We start from the raw sequence: 25,764 nt of genomic DNA on the forward strand, positions 1-25,764 counted from the left end.
AAATCATACTGCCCAGTTCAATTTGTCGAATAAGCGTCAAATTTATGCAAAGTAACTAAACGCGAACCAATACATTAAACAATTGTTACATAACTACTTTATTTGTATTAGAGCCAAATGCTATAACACAATTGTTAAAAATTAAGTTAATATCAGCCAGCCATTTATGGAGTAGCAGTAGCTATTACTGCTATATAGAAACACAATTTCGGACACTAAGATTTATGCGTTTATTTGATATTTTGTCAGTGCTATATGAGCCAGTTAACTCGCTGGATAATCATGAGCATTTATTGTCATATGTTCAGCCTAAGCTGAATGAAGATGGTACCTGCCCTATTTTAAAAGAAGCTGGTGATGAATATGACTTGCGGCAATATGCTGACTCACCAGAGCAGTATGAGAACCTGCTTGATTTAGTCACCCGACTTAACCGACTGGTCCGTTGGATACATTTAAAAACCGATGTAATGTGGTTTGGTATCTACTTGTCTCACGGTAATAAATTAGTGAAATATGTGTATAACGGTGAAATGTCAAAGGCAGAATTTCCAATTGCACCTGAATATCTAGATAAATCGATAAACACCCGAGTCATCATGGAAAAACAGCATTATTATATTCCAGATGTCACTAAGCATGACGGTCCATACTATCGCTGTGATGCCAAAGTTAAATCTGAACTGTGCTGCCCAATATTCGACCCTGAAGGCGACGTCATCGGTATTTTTGATTGTGAAGATTATCGTGAAAACTTTTTTGATGAGAAAATCGACTTTATTCGTACTAAAGTCAAAAAAGCGATAGAAATTTTTCTCGAAGATCACCCTTATATTACTTATATGGGTTATAGCCACTTTAATCCTGACGCCTATAATCCTACTGCTTGATAGTACTATCAATATAAATTCAATAGTTAAATAAAGTAGCTTGGTGTTTACCCTCTCAGAACGCTAATACTGAGCTGCTTTAGTCATTGACTGCCGCCCAAGGGAATTTTGTTTTCCTAGCCAATTGCATAGCGCTTTTATAGTGTCTATTCTTCATATTCTTAAAGCTATAATAACAAAGGCAAACTTATGAGCTATCCAAGGCCAATAAAAGCTATTTTTTCAATTTTTTGCGTCATCACCTTAGTGGCTGTTACGGGGTGTTCTCAACCAGAAAAAAAACAAGAACCCTCAGTTAAAAAACAAGAATCCAGTCAGGAAAATTTTAGATTAATTTTTGGTGGTACCGATGTCGGCGGATTAGTCGTAAATCATAATGGTAGCAACATTAATATCGATTATTCATTTAGTAATAATGGTCGAGGAGCAAGCAGCAAAGAAACCTTGCAGTTATCTAATATTGGGCTTCCTATAGATTGGCGAATTACCGGTAAAACAGTTTTCGGTAATGAGGTCGATGAACAATTTTACCTTAAAGACAATACCGCCCATTGGAAAAGTTCTTCAGAAAGCGGCTATAAGCCATTTGATGATAATGCTTTATACATAGCCCAAAACGCTAGCCCTTACGCGCTTTATCTCTATGCAAATGCATTATTGAAAAACCAAGGAAAACCTCTAGCTACCTTACCTTCCGGAGAGGTTTCAATCGCCCAAGTCGATAGTGTAGTACTCAAAGATGTTAACGGAAAAGCTATTGCAGCGACTATTTATGCTATTAACGGTATTGAACTTGACCCTAGTTATATTGCGCTTGATGAAAGTCAGCAAATGCTTGGTTATTTATCACCACGCGCAGTTATCATTCGTGAAGGCTTAGAAGAGAATAATAAAACCTTAAGTAATTTAGCAGCGAATTTAAACGCGAGCCGTTTTGAAAAGATTGCGAAAAAAGCTACACATCAATATAACAAACCTGTCCGTATCAATAATGTCAAAATATTTGACCCAGTAAGCATGCAACTTACCGCTGCTCAGTCTGTTTTAATCAAAGAAAACATGATTATAGCGATTGAACCACTAGTTAAATCGCCAGTAAGGGGCGAAGTATTAATTGACGGTAATGGCGGCACATTAATTCCTGGCCTTTATGAAATGCATGGTCACATGAGTGATAACGATGCGCTACTAAACGTTATCGCTGGTGTAACGTCTGTCAGAGATATGGGTAATGAAATAGAAATACTCGATGCGTTAGTTGACAAAATTGAACACAAACAAATTATCGGCCCTCGCATCACGAAAAGTGGTTTTATCGAAGGCAAGAGCGAGTTTTCAAATGCTACGGGCGAATTAGCATCAACTGAACAAGAAGCAGTTGACTTGGTTAATATGTACGGTGAAAAAGGCGGCTACTTCCAAATAAAAATATATAGTTCGGTTAATGGTGATTGGGTTCCTGCTATGGCAAAAGCTGCTCAAGAACACGGCATGCGAATCACCGGGCATATTCCCGCTTTCTCGACAGTTGATGAAATGATCGCTGCGGGATATAACGAGATCACTCATATCAATCAAGGTATGTTGAGTTGGGTACTCAACAGAGAAGAAGATACACGCACCCTTTATCGTATTACTGGGATGAAACGCTTTGTTGATTTAGACCTAAACGATGAAAAAGTTCAACACACCTTAAATACGATGGCCGAGAAAAACATCGCTGTCGACCCTACCATGGTTATACACGAGTTTGGTTTAACAGCTCGAAATGGTGAAACTCGTATTGGCACTAAAGACTATATCGACAATATGCCAGTTGGCGTGCAACGACAAGCTAAAGTCGCGTTGCTTAACGTTGCCGATGAAGCAGAAGATAAAGCTTACAAGAAGGCGTTTGATAAAATCATCGAAACGCTCGCGTTAATGCATAAGAAAGGCATTTTTCTTGTGCCTGGTACCGATTTAGGCGGCGCATTTGAACTCCATAGAGAGTTAGAGCTATTTACGAAAATAGGCATGTCGAACGCAGAGGCTTTACGTAGAGGTTCTTACGACATGGCCCAGTACTTAGGCTATGGCGAAAAACTTGGTAGCATAGAGGTTGGTAAACTCGCAGACTTCTTTTTAGTGCCAGGCAACCCAATTGCAGATCTTCGGGCAATTAAGACAGTTTCAATGGTTTCAAAAGATGGTGTGATTTATTTCCCTAGTGAGATTTACCCAGAGTTTGGCATTAAACCTTTCACCCCAAGCCCGGTAGTGATGGCAAGTAATTAATACAACGGCCCTACAAATGAATAGCACTAAATGTATACACAATGTGGGTTCCTTGCTCACTTGTGTGTACTGCAAAACTACCGTTTAACGCATTAGTCGCCAGATTGTGACAGATAGATAGTCCTAAACCTGTAGAACCACTGATCCTATCCGTAGTATAAAATGGTTCTACAACTTTATGGGTCATGTTAGTGGGTATGCCTTTACCATTGTCTCGATAGGTAACTTTAAAAGTATTTTCTTGCACTTGCTCTACTGTTATTTCAATTCGATTCTCGTTTGCAATATCAAAACCATGCTGAACACTATTGGTGATTAAATTAGTCAAAACCTGTGCATGGTACCCAGGGTAACTAGTTACATGCACATTGGGACAATGTAATTTAACCTGTGCTTTTTTACGTTTTAAAATAGGGGTTAGCGTTGAAACGACACGCTGAAAGTAATGGTTTAATTCAATATTTTCTTCTTGAATATCAGCCTGCTCTTTCGCTGTTCGTTTGAAATCTTCAATTAACTCTTTTGCGCGAAATAAGTTGTTTTCTATTAATGGTAAAGACTGTGAAAGCTGCTCCATAAAGCAGTTCATATCCTTATGTGATATGCCGCCACCTTCAAGTTTTGTTTTAAAGGCTAGGTATTTTTCTTGTAATAAGCTTTGTGCTGTAATTGCGACACCAAGAGGAGTATTCACTTCATGAGCTACTCCCGAGACTAATCCACCTAGGGCAGCCATTTTTTCAGATTCAATTAATTGTTCATGGGCGCCTTTTAGCTGCTCAATGGTTTCTGCTAATTTAATCGTGCGATCTGCTACTTTTTCATCCAAGCTTTTATTCAATGCTATAAGGTTGTTTTCATGGTCAAATCGCTCAATTTCACCTGCGATTCGGCCCGAGAATAGTTCAAATAGGGAAAGGGTTAATTCTTGATCGGTAATTGGGTTTTCATATAAAGCGACCACTAACCCCATCACCTTACCTTGTGAGTTATATAAAGGTGTGCCTAAGTAGCCTTCTATCCCCATATCAATGAGAAGTTGGTCATCTGGAAAGCTGTCGGTTACATGGTCAGGGTAAATACAAACAGAGTCGTCTGCTACATTAGCGCATGGCGTATCTTTTAGTGCATATTCAAAGTTATCTAACACCTTACCATTGCCAACTAAGCAGATGGTATTTGACACATTGCGTTCAAGGTTAAGCCTAGCGATAAACGTATAATTTGATTGAATAACTTTATCTAAGCAAAGGGTTACGCATTCAAAAAAGTCTTCACCGTAACTATTAGATATACCTCTAATAATATCTTGGATAATCGCTTGCATGGCCGCTCTACTCGTCTGGGTATTGCGCTCTTATTTCAGTAAATTCACTATAATGTTCAAATAAAACATCCACTAATCTAGGTTCGAATTTAATACCACGTTGAGCGCTGATAAAGTCTTTAATGTCCTGCTCTTGCCATTTTTCCTTATAACATCGTTTAGAGCCTAGTGCATCAAACACGTCTGCAATTGCCATGATTCGGGCTTCTAGCGGTATTTCTTCACCAGCTAACCCATCAGGATAGCCAGTGCCGTCCCAGTTTTCATGATGGTAATGTGCTAAACGAGAACCCAACTTAGAGATGCTAGCTGTAGATTTTGCTAATAACTCACTACCTACTTCAGCGTGGGTCTTCATCACTTCCCACTCTTCTTCATCAAGTTTGCCCGGTTTATTTAAAATTCGTTCAGGGATCGCTATTTTCCCAATATCATGCAATGGTGCAGCAAGTTTTAATGCATCAATATATTGTTCACTTAAACCAAGCTTCTTACCGAATAGCTCACAAATTAATGCAACGCGCTGAACATGGGCCCCTGTTTCCTTGCTCTTAGCTTCAATAGCTTCGCCGACAATATAAAGTAATTCTTTTTGCGTTCTTTCTATCTCGTGCTGCTTTGTTAACCCTTCTAAAATTAACGCGACATTGGTGGCATATAACTCAGCTAAATTAGCTCTAAAATGTTCTACATCGTTTTCAAACTCTATATAAAGAACACTAGCCGAATTGCTTGCCGTTTCGTAATAACCAATAAAACAGGTTTCATCTGAGTGATGGGTTTTTCGCTCAAATGTTTCCGTAATTAATTTCTTAACTTCTCTGGATATATCCGAATTATCTAAGCTGTCAGATTCAGAGACATATTTACCAGTGCAAGCAATGATCATATTGGTAGTTTCATGATCAAAGTCTACTTGATTCCGCGCTATATAAAGCGCCGAGCTTTCTACATTCATTAACGATAACAAATGGTTTAATGCCGCAGAGCCAAATGAGCGAATATGATTAATTTGAAGTAAGTCATGAGTAGCAGTGATCAGTTTCTTAAAGGCATCCAAGCTGCGCTGAATCGTCATAATGTCACGATAGGCTCGGATACCTGCATAGACGGTAGTGACCATTTTACCGGAAGTAAAATCAGTTTTTTCTTTGTAGTCGTTAATGTCGTATTCTTTGATTACAGTAGCTTCCGGTGCAGTTCCCGCTTGCCCTGTTCGCAATACTAGCCTTATCGCTTGGTTTTTCAGTTCATTTCGAATCCAATGAACCAACTCTAGGCCTGCATGATCAGTTTCCATAACTACATCCACGAACGCCATAGCAAACGTAGCATCTTTCTGAAGAAGTTCACGTGCTTCTTCAGAGGAGTATACAGATACAAGGTCTAACTTTCTTCCCTCTATGCGCGTATCAGCCAACACTAAACGAGTAACTTGATGCACAGCTTCATCGTCATCAATAATCAAAATGCGCCAAAATTTGGGGACATGCTTTTGCTTAACTGAAGACTCTTCTGTTTCTTCCTTAAAAATAAACTTATTCATTGATTCCAAATACCGTTAAGAAATTACTTTCAGTGTAATATACACTTGCATATTTTGCGTAAAAATACATTAAAATTAAGGTAGTAGATAAAAAAGGTGCACGTAAAAGTACACCTTTTTTATTTTTTAAACCGTTACCTGATCAGTTAAACTGAGCAACAACCTGATCAACAATTGTTTTAATCGTCGTAGCTGGATCATTTTTATCTGCAGAGGTAATTCGTTTAACGCCCCAACCATGCCATGTAGGCTGCTTAGTCTTAACGTCAAAAACGTCAATGGCTAGCTTGCCTTCAGAGTAGCTTCGAACGTGAGTTTCATTGCCTACAGCTAAACCACCGTAATAGCTACGCCCCCAGCCAAATCCAGCTCGGTATGTCGCGGGAAAACTGTCCACTTTAATCTTATCGCGACTACCTACGGTATACGAAATAGCAAAGTCGGCTTCTACTGGAGAATTTACTAACTTATACCCTTTCGCCGCAAAAGCGTTTTCTATAGCTTTATCCACTCTAACTTTCATAACAGGGTTCAAATCAGCTGGAGCTGCTAAAATCTTAGATTCTTTAAGCCAAGCAAACGTTTTATAGCTACTTGTATTAACTTGTTCATTTTTATCAAAATTAACTTTAGCTTTATGTGTTGTTGCACAACCAACAACCAGAGTAAAAATCGCAAAAAGCGATAACTGTTTAACAAGTTTCATAGCACTTACCTTCAAAAAGTAATACGTTGTTTATTAACATTTAGATTAATTCGTTTTGAAAAAAATGTCTGTTAAAAAATGTAGAAATTTACAAAAATGTTAATAAATATAAAATCTAACAGAGTTTTTATTATATATGAAAAATCAGTTACTTATTTTATAAAGAAAACGCAGAATGATAAATAAAACTCCCTCGCAGGTATACATTGCATTAACAAATACTCTTAAATAGCGATAATGTTAAATAAGTGAAACTTCAAATTTCTTATAAATGTCAACAGTATCAAGCAGCCTAATATTTTTTATTTGGCAAATATTGTAATTTTTGGTTGACAAGCGCAAGTAAAGCCCTTAAAAATGGAGCATATACTTTATTTAAGAAACAAATTAATGAACACACTTTTAAAACTCAACCTAGTGCTCGTGGTCGTGGTGATTGTCAAATCATTGCGAGGTTGATTGTGTTGATTAAAAAGTAAGTAAAAGTTCACCAATAACCCTCGCTCTGCAAAGACCGGGGGTTTTTTATTTTTATAAGTTTTTAAGGGCAATAATTATGACAAAGGAACTATATACCGGCGCGGAAATGGTAGTAAAAGCCTTATCTGCGTTAAAGGTGAAGTACATCTTTGGCTATCCCGGCGGTTCAGTGCTTGATATCTATGACGCGATTTTTAATCAAAATGAAATCGAGCATATTTTAGTCCGTCATGAACAAGCAGCTACTCACATGGCTGATGGCTATACTCGAGCGACTGGCGAGGTAGGTGTTGTTCTTGCTACTTCAGGCCCTGGCGCTACAAACTGTGTTACCGGCATAGCCACTGCATACATGGATTCTATTCCAATGGTCGTGCTTTCGGGGCAAGTAGCCACCAATATGATTGGTGATGATGCTTTTCAAGAAACCGATATAGTTGGCTGTTCTCGCCCTATTGTAAAACACAGCTTTAACTGTAGAAAATTAGAAGACATTCCAAATATCATTGCAAAAGCATTTTATATTGCTAATACGGGTAGACCTGGCCCTGTTGTAGTTGAACTACCAAAAGATATGCTTATTCCGCAAAATAAAGGTGAATTTCATATTGAAACTGACGTAAAAATGCGCTCGTACAACCCAACAGTAAAGGGACATCCAAAGCAGATTAAAAAGGCAGTCAAAACGATTGTTCAAGCTGAAAGGTTAGTAGTTTACACCGGTGGCGGCATTGTCCTAGCGGACGCTTCAGAACAATTAACAGAGCTAGTTGAACGCTTGAATGCGCCGATAACTAATACCTTAATGGGGTTAGGAGGTATTTCCGGAACACATCCAAACTTTATTGGCATGTTAGGGATGCACGGTAGTTTAGAAGCGAATCGGTCGATGGCTAATGCCGACGTAATCCTAGCATTAGGTGCTCGATTTGATGATCGCGTTACCAATAATGTTAAAAAATTCTGCCCTAATGCCACGATTATTCACGTCGATATTGACCCAACGTCAATTTCTAAAACAATCAATGCCCATATCCCAGTCGTAGGCTTGGTAGATAAAGTCATTCAACAATTAATGGATGAATTAGATGCAATCGACTTTACACCGAATAAAGAAGCACTTGATAACTGGTGGCAACAAATTGATCAATGGAGAAGTCTGAAAAGTATTAGTTATGAAGCTGATGGTGACAAAATAAAACCACAGCAAGTAGTTGAAGCTATGTATGAGATCACCAATGGCGAAGCTTATGTGTGTTCAGATGTTGGGCAGCATCAGATGTTTGCAGCGCAATACTATCCGTTTGCTAAACCTAGACAGTGGATAAATTCAGGTGGTTTAGGAACCATGGGATTTGGTTTGCCAGCAGCCATGGGCGCTAAAATAGCGTTTCCAGATAGTCACGTTATCTGCATAACTGGCGATGGTTCAATACAAATGAATATTCAGGAGCTATCTACTTGCCTCCAATACAATCTACCTGTTGTTATTGTTTCTCTTAATAACCGCTCATTAGGTATGGTAAGACAATGGCAAGATATGATTTACGATGGCCGTCATTCATCATCGTATATGGAGTCTCTGCCAGATTTTGTAAAGCTTGCTGAGTCTTATGGGCATGTTGGTATTCAAATTAATCATGCAGATGAGTTACAAGACAAACTAACCGAAGCTTTTTCTATCAAAAAACGATTAGTTTTTGTTGATGTATTAGTAGATGAAACCGAGCATGTTTATCCAATGCAAGTGCGCCATGGTGCAGTTGACGAAATGTGGACAAGAAAAGGAGTAAAAGCATAATGCGCCGTATTTTAGCTATTTTATTAGAAAATGAGCCAGGAAGTTTATCGCGCATCGTCGGCCTTTTCTCTCAACGAGCGTTTAATATTGAAAGCCTAACAGTTGCACCTACCGAAGATCCAAGCCTATCTCGGATTACTATTGCAACTGTTGGTGATGACCGCGTACTTGAACAAATCATCAAACAAGTAAATAAACTCATTGATGTCATTAAAATTACCGACTTAACCGAGCGAAAACATGTAGAAAGAGAATTATTACTCATTAAACTATTAGCAATGAATGATAAGTCTCGTACAGAAGTAAAACGTATCACTGACATTTTTAGAGGCTCGATTATCGATATAGGCAAACAAGTCTACACCGTTCAGGTAACTGGCGATGCCGATAAGCTCAATGCGTTTATCGATGCTATGTCTAATGAAACTGAAATCATTGAAGCCGTACGTTCAGGTTGCGTTGGAATAGCACGAGGCGAGAAAGCACTTCGTATATAGTACTTTTTACTAAAACCCGTTGTAATTAAAGGAGCATGAATTGCTCCTTTTTCTTATCTATCGCATAATTTAAGTTATTGAACGTTTGAGTAAAAACCGATAATGCTAATTTTTAGTCATGAAAACCCAGTGCTAGTTACCAACATAAAGAACATTCTCGAGTCTGAACGTATCGATGTATTAATTAAAAATGAATTTGCCAGTGGCGGCGCTGGTGAACTTTCAGCTTTCGATACGTGGCAAGAAGTATGGCTGATAAATGATAAAGATGAAGCAAAAGCATTAATGATTATAAAGTCAGTGACAAATAAAGAAAATGCGCCTGACTGGTTTTGTCCCAAATGTAAAGAAGCGAATGGTGCTGCATTTGAAGTCTGTTGGAATTGTGATGAAGTGGCAAATTGATAGACATTTATGCAATTTAACTACGTAAAAACACACGATAAAAAGCAAGTAAAAGCATTCTACAAGGCACAAGGGTATTCTGCAGGGTTAAAAGGCTATGACCATTTATTTGTAGTTATGGATAATCAGCAAGTGATTGCATGTGCAATTGTCAGCTTAATTGAGTCAAATTCAACACAAGCGCTACTTCACGGTGTAGTCGTTGATAAAAACTATCTACGCCAAAATATTGCAACTAAGCTAATTAACTTTGCAGCCAATCAACTACCTCGACAAGTGGTTCAACTGGTTTGCTTTAGTCATGTAAAGCTAAAGCACTTGTACCTTAAGTCACATTTTGTTGAAGCAAAATGCAATGAATTGATAAATACCTTAGATTCACGTTTCAAGGCTTATCAAAGTAAACAACCAGAGTTAGCTGTATTTCGCCGCTCACTAACGTAGTGGTTAGTTCGATTAGCAACTAATGAGCGCCGCTACTTAACTTTTAATAACTTAGGTAGTAGATTCGACAAGCCAGTAGAGGCCTTGTCAGCAATTACTGCTAAGTTTATTAAATGATTTACCGCACTATTTACTGCAGGTTTAGGGTCAATATAGTAAATATCAGCTTCTGGCTTAGCAAAACCTGCCAGACTGGCTGCTGGGTAAACCTGCATAGAGGTACCAACAATAATAATGACATCAGCTTCTTCAACCAATGGAACTGCCGCGTCAAGCATTGGCACCATCTCACCAAACCATACGATAAAGGGCCTTATTTGACTACCCAGCTCGCATTTATCGCCCCAGTTTATATCTTCCAAGCATTGGTAAATTAATGATTCATCTGCACTACTCTTTGATTTTAGTAGCTCACCATGTAAATGAATGACTTTACTACTGCCTGCTCGTTCATGTAAGTCATCAACATTTTGCGTAACAATAGATACATCAAAGTTGTCTTCCAATTGTGCCAGTATTTTATGTCCATCATTAGGCACGGTAGTTAATAACTGCCTGCGTCGCTGATTATAAAAATCTAACACCAATCTCGGGTTTTTCTGCCACCCTTCAACACTCGCAACTTCCATTACATCGTGACCTTCCCATAGACCGTCTTCATCTCGGAAAGTTTTTAGGCCACTTTCAGCACTCATGCCAGCACCAGACAAAACAACTAACTTTTTCATACCCTTCACAAACTTGACGTTATACCTTTCTGGTTAAGTAAAACATTCAACGCCAAGTATGTCTAAAGCATTTTATTCACATTAGCGCTTAGCGACTTCTGTAACTTGGTCGTCTCGGCGTATTTTTTGTCCAACTTGAAGTCGCTCACCACCACGTATTATAACTTCATCGCCAGCACTAATTTTACCTGATACCGACACCCATTTACCTATGCCCTGTCCTACCAAGACGTTGACTTTATTAGCAATATCATCTTGGCCTATGGTCATGATAAACGTTTCTTGCTCACGTAAAACTAACGCGTCTCTTGGTACTAAAGTCGCTTGCGCCGTTGCACTTTTAGGTAGCGATACTGTTACCGCTGTACCCGCCATCATATTCGAGCCATCAGCAACTAATCTAACATCGAAAGTTCTCGATGCCTGATCGCCTGCTTGGCTCCATGTTCTAACAGGTAATTCAAGTAAATTGCCTTGCCATTTAACTAAGACATTTTTATTCGCTTGTAAGTGCTTAGCAATCGACAATGGTGCAGATATTTTCACGTCCAAGTGATGAGTATCAACAAGTTGAATAACAGGTCTGCCGCTAGTGATCAATTCGCCTTCGCTAACAAAACGCTGGCTAATACTACCTGCAAATGGTGCAGTGATTTCTGACTTTTCAATCGCTAATAAGGTTTGTTCTAATGACAGCTTTAACGCATCGACTTCGTTTACTGCGATAGCTAAGTCTTTTTCAATACGTTCTAACTCGCTTAATGCAGTGTTATTCATTTTATTAAGTTTAGACATACGACCTTTTTGCTTTTCAAGGTAAACAACATTAGCTTTATGTTGCTTTAACTCTGCTTTTTGCTGGGCCAACCTCAGTTTTAAATGTCGGTTGTCTAAGCGAGCGAGCAGTTGTCCTTTTTCTACTGTCGCGCCAACTTCTTCTATCCATAGAAGCTGACCCGTTTGTTCTGCCGATAGCGGAGAGTTTCGTCGACTAATAACATTACCCGGCAACCACATCGTCGGGCTAACTTGTTCAGTTTTTGCATAATCTACACTGACAAGCTGAGCTGGCGCATCTTGTTGAGCGTAAACAGAGGTTGAAGTAATAGAAACTGCAGTGATAATAGCTAACAATGACTTTTTCATAATCCGTTCCTAAATATTGTGTTGAGCTTTAACTGGCGTTGCTAGTTGCTCATTTTTAATTGTCTTTTGATAAAAATCTTTTCGTGTAAACCGTAGTAAACATGGCAACAATACAATGGTAAAAATTGTACTTACTGCTAAACCTCCAACAATCACTGAAGCTAGACCGCGGTATATAACACTACCGGTGCCAGGCATAAGCAGTAACGGCAACATGCCAAAAAAGCTCGTTGCTGTACTCATGAATATTGGACGTAATCTAAGTAACAAAGCTTGTTTAACAGATTCATCTCTGCTTAAGCCGGTAAGTTGTGCTTGACGGGTTTGATGTACTAACAAAATGGCATTATTAACCACTAAGCCCAGTAAAATTACGAAACCAATCATGGTCAGTAAATCAAGCGGTTGGAATACAAAAAGGTTGAGGATTTGTAATGCTAGAATTCCGCCAACTGTTGCTAATGGAATGGTAATGACCACCAACATACTGTCTTTTACAGAACGGAATAACGCAGCCATTAGCAAAAATAAAATGACTAGTGCAAAGGCAAAATTCTCACTCATTACGCCAATCGCTTTTTCAAGCTGATCAGCACTGCCACCATAGAAAATATTGCCATCAGCAGGCATGTATTGCTTTAATTCAGGCTCTACTTTCGATTTTAAAGCGTCAATAGTTTCTTCAAGTGACCAACCTTGTGGTGGATTAATATTTAAAGTAATCGTACGATTGCCATCGATTCGCGTTAAACGAGTTGGTCCTACCGTGCGATCTATGCGAACTAATTCAGATAACTGAGTAATATTGCCATTACCCGTTACTACCGGTACATCACCTAAGTTATCAGGATCGTCCCAACCATCAGCTCGCAAAATCATATTGATGCGTTTCGTACCGTTAAAATACTCACCAACATATAACCCGTCACCCAATGTTCGAACAACGTTACCTAAATGTCGGCGATCCCAACCTTGTTCTAATATCATGCGATCATCAGGTGTTAAACGAAGTTCTGGCTCTGCCATTTCAACGCCTGGATTTGCCTGTACGCTAACTCCTTCAATAGCACCTTGAACTAATAACAAACCTTGCTTAGCTGCTTCTTGTAATGCTCGAGTATCTTTAGACTGCAACTGCATTTGAACTTGTCTACCGCCACCAAAGCCACCGAACAAGTTGCCTTGGAAGGCAAATGCTCGAGTATCGGGCAAATCAACTAAAACTTCGTTACGTACTATGTCTAAAAGTTCATCGACACGCGATTGATCTTTGGCGCGAACGCCAATGTTGCCACCAAATGGCCCACTAAATATGTAGTAGTTCTTTAATGCTGGCTCTTTATCTCCATCCATGTATGGCTTTAAGCGCTCGACTATTTTAGCAACAACTTCTCGTTCAGTTGTTGCTATATTAGCGCCTGGAGGATATTGAAGGTTAGCATCTACGGCATCTCTTTTTACCGGTGGAAGATAGTCTAGTTTAGGCATAGCCAAATAAGATATGACTAGGGGTAGTGAAAGCAATACAGTCGCCACGGCCAAGCGTTTCTTGCCACTGCTTGTAACTTTCATTACTTGCTCTGTCGTTTTATGCCAGAGTTTTTGGTTAGGATCTTCAATTTTTTCATGTGTCAAAAAGTACTTGGCTAAGACAGGTAACAAGACTGCCGCGACTAACAATGATACCGATACAGCAATCGCAATGGTCAACGCTAGATCACCAAACAATTGACCTTCTATATCTTTTAAGAAAAACACAGGAAGGAAAATCGCTACCGTAGTGGCTGTTGATGCTAACAATGCCCCCCAAACTTGTTGAGCACCAACTTCAGAAGCTTCATGGGTGCCTTTTCCTTGATCGCGTAGCCTTAATATATTTTCAAGTACAACTATCGCCGCATCCAGCACCATGCCAACAGCAAACGCTAACCCGGCTAATGAAATTACATTTAAGCTTCGTCCTGTTAGGTGCAACACGATAAAGGTAGTAAACAAACTAATAGGGATTGCTGTAGCTATGATTAATGTCGCGCGCATTCTTCTGATGAATAGCCACAAAATAGACAATGACAAGACTACGCCAGCAAACAAGTTATTACGTACTAAGTTTATAGCGCGATAAATGAAAACCGATGCATCAAATGACTGAACCATTGTTAGTTGTCTTTCAGCTAACAAGTCTTGATTAATTAACTCGACTTCTGTTTTTACGCGATTTAATGTTTCTAACACATTCGCGCCATTAGCTCTGTCTATTCGCATTGAAAACGCGGGGTTACCATTTTGGATTGCCATTTGAGCGCGATCAGGTCGCTGAATTTCAACCTTTGCGACATCACCTAATCGTATATTGCTGCCATTTCTCGACTCTAAAATTAGATCTGATAGTTCATCGACCTTATATTTGCCGTTAAATCTCAAGGTATATTGGCGACGACCTACATCTACGAAACCGCCTGATATATCATTGCTAGCGTTAACTAGAGAAATAAGCTGTGGGATTTGTATACCGAACTCTGCAACCTTAATCGGGTCAAAGCGTATTTGTAACTCTTCTCTATTTTGATCTGAAAATGTTTGTACCGCGGCAACACCTGGCACTGATTCAATTCTGGGTTTAATAACGTCATCAGCAAATTCAATAAAACTTTCTACAGGTTGATCATTCCCAGGAAGTGCTTGCAAGAAAAACCAAGTCAATGCGGGAGTATTACCACCAAATCCACCGAGCATTACCCTTGGTGGTAAGGCATCTCTTGGCTGGCTTTGAACACGCGTCATTCGGCTAATCACTTCGATGAGCGTCTGATCCATGTCAGTTTCAACACCAAACTCTAGATTAATAAATGCAGCCCCGCGGTTAGCGAAGGCATTCATCGAATGGAGCCCTGGTATACCTCGCAATACTCGCTCTTGAGGTTCGATTATCTCTGACTCTATTTCTTGTGGAGAAGCAGCTCGCCAAAACGTTTGAATCGCAATACGTGGGCGTTCAATGTCTGGGAACAGTTGAATCGGTAACTTAACTAAGCTAATTAAGCCAACGAGTAAAATAAGTGCAACGGCTACCGATACAGCGGCTGGGCTTCGTAGCGCGGTTGAAGTGAGTTTCATTAAAGTCTCCCTACTCTGTCACGTGACTACTTCTTAACGTGCAGTGTTTATGTATGACTCAAACGTAACAACAATGTTATATATCGCCAGTCGCATTCAGTTGAGCGACGGGTAAAATACGATAAGTAACTTTACGGACATGCTTTGAAAATACTGGACACACTTTGACATAGTTGTCGAAATATCCAGCAATATCTTTAGAAATACGATATCTCTTCGTGTTGAATAGCCATTAAATTATCGATTTATGCATAAAGAATAGGCATTAATTTCTATTGCAATTAATGATTAGATATTTGTAATTTAAGTACCTTAATATTTACGTAACTTTTCAACCATATAGTCAACTAACAGAAAAATATTAGACGACTAAAACCTAACATTCATGCAATACATACCTTAATTAATCATTATTGATTAGACATTTTTTGACCACTTGGTTATGTTACGTCACGAAAATGTTAATTTTTTGTAACATTTTCGTGAAATGATACTAACGCAACTATTAAAAAATCATAAAAACCATAAAGGTAAAAAAATGAAATTCAGGTACGCGCTACTCACACTATCTGTTTTTGCGGGAATAACTGAAGCAGAAACAATAACGGATGCATGTTTTAACTGCCCAGAATTAAGTACGATTGCTGATGCTGCCAGTTTTGACGACAGCAGCTATTACGCTGAAGTATTTTCGGCAATAACCAATAGCTATTCGCAAGCTGAAATTAAAGAACGCTTGATGTTAGCCATTAAAAACAACCACAAAAACCTAACCTATTCTGAAGCATGGACAGCATTAACTGAAACAGATGAAGATCCAAACAATTCAGAAAATGTCTTATTGCTATACAAAGGCACTTCTATTGCAAAGTTTTCAAATGGCAGTGGCTCTCAAAGCTCAAATCCCGACAATTGGAACAGGGAACATGTTTGGGCAAAAAGCCATGGTTTCCCGTCTTCTTCAACAGAAGCATATTCGGATATTCATCATTTAAGACCGACAGATATTTCGGTGAACTCCTCAAGAGGAAACTTAGATTTTGATAATAGTGACTCCCCATTAAGTGAGGCACCTGAAAACCGCGTTGACAGCGACTCTTTTGAACCTAGAAACCAGGTAAAAGGTGACGTTGCGAGAATGCTATTTTATATGGATACACGCTACGAAGGACAAGATATAACACCCGATCTTGAACTAGTAGATAGAGTGACGTCAGTCGGTGAAGCAAAGTTAGGAACCCTATGTCGTTTAATTGAATGGCATAAAAATGACCCTATAGATGAAGTTGAAATTAGTCGCAACAATCGAATTTATGAGTTTCAAGGCAATAGAAACCCGTTCATCGACCACCCAGAATGGGTCGATTTATTATTTTCGGCTGATACCTGCGCTAATACAGAACCGCCTACGCCAGATCCAGATCCAGAACCAGAACCAGATCCAAACCCAGAGCCCACTCCGTCAGCTGGCTCAGTATTTATTTCTGAGTATATTGAAGGCAGCAGTTACAACAAAGCTATAGAGCTTTATAACCCAAGCAGTGATGCTATTAACTTAGCAGATTTAAACTACGTACTGGTGCGTTATAGTAATGGCTCAACATCTGGTACTAACATTGCTCTAGAAGGTGTTATTTCTGCCAATGGCACTTTTGTCATTGCTAACCCTCAAGCTGTTCAAGATGTTCTAGATAACGCTTCACAAATAACAGGCTCCCTTTCTCATAATGGCGACGATGCCTATGTGCTATTGAAAGACGGTGTAACCGTTGATTCATTCGGTCGTGTCGGCGAAGATCCTGGTTCTCAATGGGGTTCAGACGCCACTAAAACGAAAGATAACACCCTAATTCGAAAAGCATCTATTCTAGTTGGCGACAGTAATGCTGCTGATGCATTTGATCCTGCTCAACAGTGGTCAGGAACCAGTAATAACGATTTTTCTAATTTAGGAAGTCATACTATCGACTCTCCAGAGGTATTCATTTCAGAATATATCGAGGGAAGTAGTTACAATAAAGCTATTGAGATTTATAACCCTAGTTCTGGCAGTGTTGATTTATCTGGGGCTAATTATATATTAACTCGCTATAGCAATGGTTCATCGTCTGGAACCGACATAATGCTTACGGGCACAATTGCACCGAAAGGTACTTTTGTTATCGCTAATCCTAGTGCGTCACAAGATATTTTAGATCAGGCAACACAGACGAGTGGTTCACTTTCGCACAATGGCGATGATGCTTATGTGTTATATAAGAATGGCGAAATCATCGACTCTTTTGGCCGAGTTGGAGAAGACCCTGGTTCACAGTGGGGTTCTGACACATCGAAAACCAAAGATAATACGTTAGTTAGAAAACCTTCTGTAAGCATAGGCGATATTGAAATTGATGATGCTTTTGAACCATCAATTGAATGGCAAGGCTTAGGAAATAACGCTACAGAAAGTCTAGGTTCACATACTACATCAGACGTAGAGCCTGAAGAGCCAATTAGTCAACTTGGCCAATGTTTTGACGACGCTACACTAATTAGTGCTGTCCAAGGTGATGCTGCAAGTTCACCTTTGGCTGGCGAAAATCGCGTTATAGAGGCGATTGTCACGGGGGTATTTCCTAATTTACAAGGTTTTTACTTACAAGAAGAGTTAGTAGATCAAGACGCTAATGAAACAACCTCTGAAGGTGTGTTTATTTATAATGATAAAAACACTGTTACGCCAAGCGTAGGTGATGTTGTTCGCGTGCTAGGTACGATAAAAGAGCATTACGGCAATACACAATTAAGTGCCAATGAAGACATTCTAGTTTGTGGTACAGACAGTGTTACACCAACTGAATTATCTTTCCCACTTGCTTCTGAAGATGCTTTAGAGTCAGTTGAGGGGATGTTAGTTAACATTAATCAAACATTAACTGTTACCGACAATTATAGTTTAAGTAGGTATGGTGAGTTTACCGTTGCAACAGAGCGTTTATACAATCCAACTCAGGTTGCGACACCTGGTGAAGCAGCTAACCAAGTGAAAACTGAAAATGCGCTTAAGAAGCTACTAATCGATGATGGCAGTACGATACAAAATGCTGATTCTGTACCTTATCCTGCCCCAGAGTTAAGCGCACAAAACAGTTTACGTGTAGGCAGCACAGTATCAAACCTACAAGGTGTAATAAATTACTCTTTTAGCAAGTATCGTTTACACCCGACAGTATCACCGAGTTTTGTTGATTCAAACCCTCGTACAGAGACTCCTCAGCTAGATGAAGCTGGAGATTTAAAAGTCGCTAGTTTTAATGTTTTAAACTTCTTCAATGGTGATGGCAAAGGTGCAGGTTTCCCGACCTCTCGAGGTGCTGACTCTTTCGAAGAATTCGTTCGTCAACGTGACAAGCTGATTACCGCTTTGTTAGCGATGGATGCTGATGTAGTTGGTCTAATGGAACTAGAAAATGATGGATTTGGAGAATTCAGTGCCATCTCTGATCTAGTTAGCGGTTTAAATGACAATACTTCTGACGGCCAATGGGCATTTGTAAACCTAAATGCCGAACAAATTGGTACGGACAAAATAACGTCAGGTATTATTTATCGTTCGGATAGAGTCGCCGAAGTAGGTACCGCAAGCTTTACCACGGCAGAGCCATTTCATTACGGCAACCGTCCGCCGGTAGTTCAAACATTTAATGATTTAGCTAACAACGATAAATTCACTTTAGTGGTAACTCACCTGCGTTCAAAAGGAAGCTGCGGAAGTGCTACAGGTGCTGATGTCGACCTTAACGATGGTCAAGGTTGTTGGAATGCGACTAGAGTCAATGCTGTAAACGCGCTATTCAACTGGTTAAGTTCTAGTCCAACTGGTATTACAGAAAGTGATTATATCCTGTTAGGTGATATGAATGCATACGGCATGGAAGACCCAATATCAGCGATAAAAGCTGCTGGCCTTTCTCACATAATGCAAGAACTACATGGCAACCACACGCATTCTTATATTTACCAAGGAGAGTCAGGCAGTTTAGATCACGCTTTCGCTTCACCATCTATGCGTAAAAAAGTGAAAGCTATCACCGACTGGCATATTAACGCTGACGAACCTAATGCTCTTGACTACAACATGGAATACAAATCGGAATATCAACTATCTAATTTCTATGCAAATAATGTTTATCGTACATCAGATCACGATCCTATCGTGATTAGTTTAGATATGGCATTACGTGGTGATATGGATGGTGATGATGATGTCGATGTATTTGACATGAGAGCGCTTATTTTGGCCATTCAGCACCATAAAGAAATTGATATGTCTTTCGACTTAAACAGCGACGGCATCATCAATATGTTAGATGTTCGAGTGTTAAGAACAATATGCACAAACAAGGGATGTGCGCCTAAGTAGCGCACTAAGATAAAACAATGAAAAAAATATTAACAATACTCATTTTTATGATTGGCTTTAATGCCAATGCAGGCTTAATCACTATGACAGTCGATGAAGCTGACGTTGAAGTAGGTTCAGCTGTAACGGTGAGCCTAATTGCCACTAGCTTTGAAGAATTCGATTTATTCGACTTTGATTTTAATTTCGATGACAGCCTATTTACTTACGATCCATTATCGTTACAAAGTGACTTACCACTGGATGACAGTGGGTTTGGATTAGGCTTACTTGTTTCAGCATTAAGTGACCATTTAGCAATGTCATTCTTTGGTTTTACACCATTTCCAGGTGGTGATTTTCTCTTGGCAAAATTTGAGTTAATTGCACAGGCCCCTGGCAAAAGTGACTTCTATTTAGCTGATTCGTCATTTTTTGGGTCATCTGGTTTACTTATTGTTGATACCAGCACAACCAACAGTGTCGAGGCAGCAACGTCTGTACCAGAGCCATCAAGTTGGTTACTTATTTTGATGCCTATACTGCTATTGGGGGCAAGAAAACTAAAATAGCGCTGCGATAGCGATGAGCAATACGCTATAAATTTAAAAGCAAAGGCTGTTCAAAATGAACAGCCTTTTTAATTAGTATGTAAAATTGAAAAACTACTCTTTTATAAACACTAATACAAACCTATCGGTCTTTCTTCTCATTTCCGGCTTAAATGGCGATATCGTATGATCATCCTTAGGGTTATGTAGCACGTTACTATCATGCACTACTTTAAAACCAAGTTGTGAAAGTTCATCCACAACATATTCTTTATCAATTCTATGTAAATCTTGTGATGATTCGATACCAGAACCTGCTTTTGCGGCATGGTCAATTACTACTAACTTTCCACCGCTTTTTAAACCAGTTGCTATTTGGTCGAGCAAATGACTTCTATCAACCTTCCAGCCATCGGCAGTATGATAAATATCGTGATAACCTAAAACGAAAAAAATCGCATCTAAACTTTTAGGCTTAAGCGCTAACTCTTCAAGTTCGCGATCAAAACGTTTAACGGTGCTCAGTCTATTATTAGCAAAACGTTCATTTAATCCCTTTTCTACATATGGCATATAAGCCTTATTGTTATGCAGGAGAACTTTGCCTGACTTACCTACTTTAGCCGCGATAATTTCGCTGTAATAACCAGCGCCACCTAATAAATCTAATACTTTCATACCTGTCGATATTTCAGCCAACTCGACGATTTCAGGCCCTTTACTCGCCTTATCTCGTTCAAGATCTGAACTTAAACGCTTAGGCATACCTGCAAACGCATTCATCGCTATTGTGACACTAGCTAATGCGACGAGTACTTTTCGATGCAACATATTCATCCCTTTTCTTATTTTAATTTACCAAATAAATAGTAGACAAAATTACCATCTTGGTCTGATGAAAGTTGTTGCAAATTATGTAACGCAAATAGTATTTGACCCAATAACGATATGCTTCGATGTCCCGGTAATCACTAAACACTTTCATTAATCCCTAAAGAATAACGTTAAAATATAGGCAGTTAATTTATGGTTAAACTTTGACCTCAATCAAATCAAGCAATTCGGATTCATGACACATTGATATTAAGTTCAATTATTAAGGACGTGAGCTTAATATGGGTACGGCAGTTAAAAAATGGTCGTTTACAGCGCAAGAATATAGCGAATTTCAACAGCGCTTATACTGCCAATTAGAAACCTTAAAAGAACTCATCCGACGTCCTACCTTTGGCCTGACGCCACTCAAAATTGGTGCAGAACTAGAGATGTACCTTACCGATATTGACGGCAATGTCAGTTTTTCTAACCAACTATTACTTGATAAGTTAAATGATTCGCAATTTCAGCCAGAGCTTAACAAATATAACCTCGAGTTAAACTTATCAGCATTTCTTCAACAGGAGCAACCCTTCGCTCAACTTCACAAAGAAATGATAGATAAAACCGAGTACTTACATAAAGTGAGTTTAGAAAATGACATCTACCCCATTGCCATAGGTATTTTGCCAACACTTAAACAACAGCATTTGCATATTGAACATATGACAAATATCGCGCGTTATCATAACTTAGCTAAACATTTGTACCAGGAACGAGGCGAAGCATTTGAAATAAATATTAAAGGTGATGAACAGTTATCAATATCTTTTAACGATATATGTGCTGAAGGTGCAAATACGTCTTTTCAAGTGCATATGATGATACCGCCTACTCGCTTTGCGAACGTGTTTAATGCCGCTCAACTCACGTCACCATTAGTAGCAGCAATTGGTGCCAATTCACCAATTTTTTTAGGTAAGCGCTTATGGCATGAAACAAGAGTTGCTTTATTTAAACAATCGCTCGACATTCGGTTACGAAACAAAGTTAATTGGCAAGAACCTACGCGCGTAAACTTTGGTTTTGGGTGGGTAAGAAATGACCCATGGGAATTGTTTGCAGAAGCAGTAGCGCTTTACCCAACCATACTCCCATCAATGGCGACTGAAGAAAGCGAGGTGGGACTGCCTGATTTGCATGAATTATCTGTGCATATGGGTACATTATGGCCTTGGCACCGTCCAGTATATTGCAATAAAGGTAACGGGCATATCCGAATAGAATTTAGAGCCATTCCAGCCGGCCCGACAGCTATTGACATGGTCGCCAACGCCGCATTTGCCATTGGATTAGCTAATGGTTTATCCGACGATATAGAACGTCTTATTAGCCAAATACCTTTTAGATTTGCTGAATATAATTTCTATCGTGCTGCTCAGTTTGGCTTAGATGCCAAAATTTTATGGCCGCACAAGAATAAATACCAACCTAATGAAATTGCGATCACTGAGGTGATCAGTAGTTTACTACCTGTCGCAGATAAAGGATTAGCCGCATTAGGAATAAGTAAAAGTGAGCGCGATACTTATTTACAAGTTATCGAGCAACGATTAAGCACTAAACAAAACGGCGCGCATTGGCAAAGAAGTCAATTAGATAAGTTAGAAAGCAAGTACAGCAACCTTATCGCCTGCCAACATCTCGTTAAACAATATTATAGCCAAAGTCGGTTAGATACCCCTGTTGCCAAGTGGGAGCAATAATGACTATTAATTACACCAAATTAGAATATTTTAAAAACTTAACCGCCGAAGATATTCCAGACACGCCGGTAGCATGGTTACACTCGTTATCGGCATCAACTGTCATTGATTTTGTTCAGTCTGATGACTTACCTTGGCGCGTAATCACGACATTACTCCATGGCAACGAACCTTCAGGCTTTTACGCGATTCATAAATTGATAAAAGAAAGTGCTTTTAGCGAACTGTCGGTAAATGTGAGAATTGTCTTAGGCTCAATAGAAGCGGCGCAATACAAGCCCGAATTTACGCAACGATACCTAACTGACGGTATGGATATTAATCGTTGCTTCGGCTCTAATAGCTTATCGCAGTATTATTTGCGTGCTCAAATGCTAGCCAGCAGTATTAGACAGGTTGAACCTGAAGCTATCGTCGATTTGCATAACACCTCTGGCGACAGTCCTGCCTTTGGCGTGAGCTGCCATCAAAGTCATCAGCATTTATCGTTAACCGGCTTATTTTGCCAATCAATGATTATTTCTCATATACGCCTTGGTGCTTTAATGGAACAAGACTTTGGTTGTCCCGTCGTTACTATTGAGTGTGGTGGCGCTACTAAAGATTCTTCACACCATTTAACTTATAAAGGCATTGTGAGGTACTTAAATTGTGAAGATAAAAGCAATGAAGAACTTGCCTTCCAAGTAGAAGTTATTTACCACCCAATGCGAGTTCGTGTTGTTGGCAATACTAGTTTAGCCTTTGCCAATGAAGCAGCAAGCTATGCAAGTGTAACGCTTAGAGCCGATATAGAAGAAGTTAACTTTATAAATAATATTAACGGTATGCATATTGGCTGGGTAGACGCCAATGGTCTAAGTAACCTTGAATTGGAAGAGCCACAATTACACGGCAAGATTAGTGATTACTTTGCAGTACAAGATGGTAAATTAGTAGGCGATGCAGATTTACGAATTTTTATGGCAACAAGTCGTACCGACATTGCATTAAATGACTGTTTGTTTTACATCGCCAAACACCAAGCAATTTAAAATTTGATACGTTTACTCACGATTGCTTGATTGCAAACTCAATAAAAAAGGTTAGCTGACGAGCTAACCTTTTCTGTCGGTTTTGTTAAGTAAATTGGCTCAAAATATTCTAAGCAGTTACCCTACGCCAAAGTGCCCTTGACACCATCCTAACTTTAGTTGGTGTTTTCATGCGCTTTAAATTAGTACCGATAATGCCTTGAGTAAATCTTGTCTTTTTAGAGTAATCAATATTTACATCCAGTACTACCGGTATATTTTCACTAGCGATCGCCAATGCTTCAGCAATTTTCTCGGAAATTTCAGCATTATTTTCTAAACGAATATATCTACAACCGGCCGCTTCTGATAATGCCTGTAAGCGAAGGTTTGGCAGTACTGTGCAGGTTTTTTTATTATAAGGTACATTTTGAGCCTGAGAAATTTGAGCCAACTCACCGTCATTAAATACAGTAAATACTGCTCCTAAATTCAGATTAGCAGCAGTAAACAATTCAGTTTGACTCATTAAAAATGCACCATCACCAATAATACCTACCACCTGATTTTCAGGATTTGCTAATTTAGCACCTACTAAAGCCGGAATCGCATAGCCCATGCAATTAAAGTCAGTTGGGCTAAAAAAGTGCTTAGCTCTATAACATGGCATTAGCTCTGCCGTTAAGAAGGTATGATTACCATCATCGGTGATCACGTAAGCGTCATCATCAATTGCTGCTCTGAGTTCATTAAAAAATGAGGCAGGGTTAACTCTGTCTTTACTATCATGTGCCAGCCATTCGTCGTTATACGACTTTTTATCGCTTGCTATCGCCGCTTTCATCGCACTAGCATCTTTCTGCGAAGTCACTTGTTGTTTAAGCACAGTCACTAGTTTCGATAATACTTGCGTAGCATCACCTTCAATAGTGACTTTTGCTGGATAATTCGCATTGAAGACTTTTTTATTGATATCGATATGAATTAAATTTTCTGGCACAGTTACGCCGAAACTACCTGTGGCTATTTCAGCAAAACGAGTACCTATTGCTAATAAGCAATCACAATCTTTAAATGCATTAGTTGCGGCAGGTACTGCTGCAGGCCCAAAACTCATACCTGTGTGCAGTGGGTGTTTAGCAGAGAACGCGCTGACACCTTGTAATGTCGTAGACACAGGAGAACCAATAAGGTCTGCAATTTCTTCAGTATATTTAGTTGCTTCTACTCCCCCCCAGCCAACAAAGATGCCTGGGTTCTTTGCTTGTGCTAACAAATTAGCCGCTTGACTTAACTGCTCATCAATATCACTAACATTGGTAGTTATTGGCCTAAAGCTAGGCAATTCGCTCACTTCACCTTTATCTAATTGAAGGTTTACTGGAATTTCGACAAAAACAGGACCTGGTTCGCCTTCATTGGCAACCTTAAATGCTTCAAATAACGTAGGAACTACCTCTTCATGACTAAGCACTTTAAAGCACTTTTTAGTAATGGGCTCAAGCATTTTGTGTTGGTCCATATCGTGAAGTTGGTATTCAAATTCAGAATCGGTCCTTACACCACCACTAATAACCAGCATCGGAATCCCATCTAAGTATGCTTCACCAATACCACTTGCTGAATGAGTTGCTCCAGCGGCAGGAACGATAACCAAGGTACCAATACTATCGCTACTTCGACTAACTGCATCTGCCATAAAAGCACCATAACCTTCATGGGTTACCAATACTGGCGTAATATTGTTAGATTGTTCTAATTCATCATAAATTTCAGTGTTATGTACACCAGGGATACCAAAAGTAAATTTTACGTTTAATTGCTCTAAGGCATACCGTACTAACCATGCTGCTGTTTTTTTCATGTTATTCTC

At 39.3% G+C, this 25,764-nt stretch carries 18 protein-coding genes; 10 read left to right on the forward strand and 8 right to left on the reverse strand.

Annotation, left to right across the window (positions count from 1 at the left end):
* The first annotated feature begins 224 nt into the window (after positions 1–224).
* Both HII17_RS13460 and HII17_RS13465 read left to right on the forward strand, forming a co-directional pair.
* A complete protein-coding gene (locus tag HII17_RS13460; protein WP_169075890.1) occupies positions 225–890 on the forward strand; it encodes a GAF domain-containing protein in 666 nt (221 codons plus the stop codon).
* 189 nt (positions 891–1,079) lie between these two features.
* On the forward strand, positions 1,080–3,167 hold the full coding sequence (locus HII17_RS13465) for an amidohydrolase family protein (RefSeq protein ID WP_169075891.1): 2,088 nt from the start codon (positions 1,080–1,082) through the stop codon (positions 3,165–3,167).
* Between the two features lie 10 nt (positions 3,168–3,177).
* On the opposite strand, the gene HII17_RS13470 is transcribed toward HII17_RS13465, so the two are convergent.
* The 3 genes from HII17_RS13470 to HII17_RS13480 all read right to left on the reverse strand — a co-directional run bounded on the left by HII17_RS13470 (position 3,178) and on the right by HII17_RS13480 (position 6,746).
* On the reverse strand, positions 3,178–4,494 hold the full coding sequence (locus tag HII17_RS13470; RefSeq protein WP_169075892.1) for a sensor histidine kinase: 1,317 nt from the start codon (positions 4,492–4,494) through the stop codon (positions 3,178–3,180).
* 7 nt (positions 4,495–4,501) lie between these two features.
* Complete coding sequence (locus HII17_RS13475) at positions 4,502–6,040, reverse strand: response regulator (RefSeq protein ID WP_169075893.1); 1,539 nt, start codon at positions 6,038–6,040, stop codon at positions 4,502–4,504.
* Between the two features lie 142 nt (positions 6,041–6,182).
* On the reverse strand, positions 6,183–6,746 hold the full coding sequence (locus HII17_RS13480) for a DUF4136 domain-containing protein (protein WP_169075894.1): 564 nt from the start codon (positions 6,744–6,746) through the stop codon (positions 6,183–6,185).
* 556 nt (positions 6,747–7,302) lie between these two features.
* Between HII17_RS13480 and HII17_RS13485 the strand changes: the two genes are divergently transcribed.
* From HII17_RS13485 to HII17_RS13500, 4 genes are all read left to right on the forward strand, one after another.
* Positions 7,303–9,027, forward strand: a complete 1,725-nt coding sequence (locus HII17_RS13485) for an acetolactate synthase 3 large subunit (RefSeq protein WP_169075895.1) — start codon at positions 7,303–7,305, stop codon at positions 9,025–9,027.
* Positions 9,027–9,524 (forward strand): acetolactate synthase small subunit, encoded by a 498-nt coding sequence (gene ilvN / locus HII17_RS13490; RefSeq protein ID WP_169075896.1) that lies wholly within the window; start codon positions 9,027–9,029, stop codon positions 9,522–9,524. Before HII17_RS13485 ends, ilvN begins: the two co-directional genes overlap by 1 nt.
* 102 nt (positions 9,525–9,626) lie before the next feature.
* Positions 9,627–9,929 (forward strand): putative signal transducing protein, encoded by a 303-nt coding sequence (locus HII17_RS13495; RefSeq protein ID WP_211185360.1) that lies wholly within the window; start codon positions 9,627–9,629, stop codon positions 9,927–9,929.
* A gap of 9 nt (positions 9,930–9,938) precedes the next feature.
* Positions 9,939–10,373 (forward strand): GNAT family N-acetyltransferase, encoded by a 435-nt coding sequence (locus tag HII17_RS13500; protein ID WP_169075897.1) that lies wholly within the window; start codon positions 9,939–9,941, stop codon positions 10,371–10,373.
* Between the two features lie 32 nt (positions 10,374–10,405).
* Here the strand turns inward: HII17_RS13500 and HII17_RS13505 are convergent, their stop codons facing one another.
* From HII17_RS13505 to HII17_RS13515, 3 genes are all read right to left on the reverse strand, one after another.
* Entirely contained in the window at positions 10,406–11,101 is a 696-nt protein-coding gene (locus HII17_RS13505) for an SIR2 family NAD-dependent protein deacylase (protein WP_169075898.1), read from the reverse strand.
* An 81-nt stretch (positions 11,102–11,182) separates the two neighbouring features.
* Positions 11,183–12,247 carry an efflux RND transporter periplasmic adaptor subunit gene (locus HII17_RS13510; RefSeq protein ID WP_169075899.1) on the reverse strand — a complete coding sequence of 355 codons (1,065 nt, stop codon included), beginning with the start codon at positions 12,245–12,247 and terminating at the stop codon, positions 11,183–11,185.
* Positions 12,248–12,256: 9 nt separating this feature from the next.
* Positions 12,257–15,361: an efflux RND transporter permease subunit gene (locus tag HII17_RS13515; RefSeq protein ID WP_169075900.1), complete on the reverse strand. Its 3,105-nt coding sequence runs from the start codon at positions 15,359–15,361 to the stop codon at positions 12,257–12,259.
* Positions 15,362–15,899: 538 nt separating this feature from the next.
* Here HII17_RS13515 and HII17_RS13520 point away from each other — a divergent pair.
* Positions 15,900–19,766 carry an ExeM/NucH family extracellular endonuclease gene (locus tag HII17_RS13520; protein ID WP_169075901.1) on the forward strand — a complete coding sequence of 1,289 codons (3,867 nt, stop codon included), beginning with the start codon at positions 15,900–15,902 and terminating at the stop codon, positions 19,764–19,766.
* 17 nt (positions 19,767–19,783) lie between these two features.
* Positions 19,784–20,317, forward strand: a complete 534-nt coding sequence (locus HII17_RS13525) for a hypothetical protein (RefSeq protein WP_169075902.1) — start codon at positions 19,784–19,786, stop codon at positions 20,315–20,317.
* A gap of 93 nt (positions 20,318–20,410) precedes the next feature.
* Here HII17_RS13525 and HII17_RS13530 read toward each other — a convergent pair whose 3' ends face one another.
* Complete coding sequence (locus HII17_RS13530; protein ID WP_169075903.1) at positions 20,411–21,133, reverse strand: class I SAM-dependent methyltransferase; 723 nt, start codon at positions 21,131–21,133, stop codon at positions 20,411–20,413.
* A 278-nt stretch (positions 21,134–21,411) separates the two neighbouring features.
* On the opposite strand from HII17_RS13530, the gene HII17_RS13535 reads away from it, so the two are divergent.
* Both HII17_RS13535 and HII17_RS13540 read left to right on the forward strand, forming a co-directional pair.
* A complete protein-coding gene (locus tag HII17_RS13535) occupies positions 21,412–22,878 on the forward strand; it encodes a hypothetical protein (RefSeq protein ID WP_169075904.1) in 1,467 nt (488 codons plus the stop codon).
* Entirely contained in the window at positions 22,878–23,912 is a 1,035-nt protein-coding gene (locus tag HII17_RS13540; protein ID WP_169075905.1) for a M14 family metallopeptidase, read from the forward strand. Before HII17_RS13535 ends, HII17_RS13540 begins: the two co-directional genes overlap by 1 nt.
* Before the next feature lie 109 nt (positions 23,913–24,021).
* Here HII17_RS13540 and HII17_RS13545 read toward each other — a convergent pair whose 3' ends face one another.
* Positions 24,022–25,755, reverse strand: a complete 1,734-nt coding sequence (locus tag HII17_RS13545) for a thiamine pyrophosphate-binding protein (protein WP_169075906.1) — start codon at positions 25,753–25,755, stop codon at positions 24,022–24,024.
* Positions 25,756–25,764 lie beyond the last annotated feature (9 nt).

Origin of the sequence: Thalassotalea algicola (assembly GCF_012932965.1) — a bacterium.
Taxonomy (GTDB): Bacteria; Pseudomonadota; Gammaproteobacteria; order Enterobacterales; family Alteromonadaceae; genus Thalassotalea_F; species Thalassotalea_F algicola.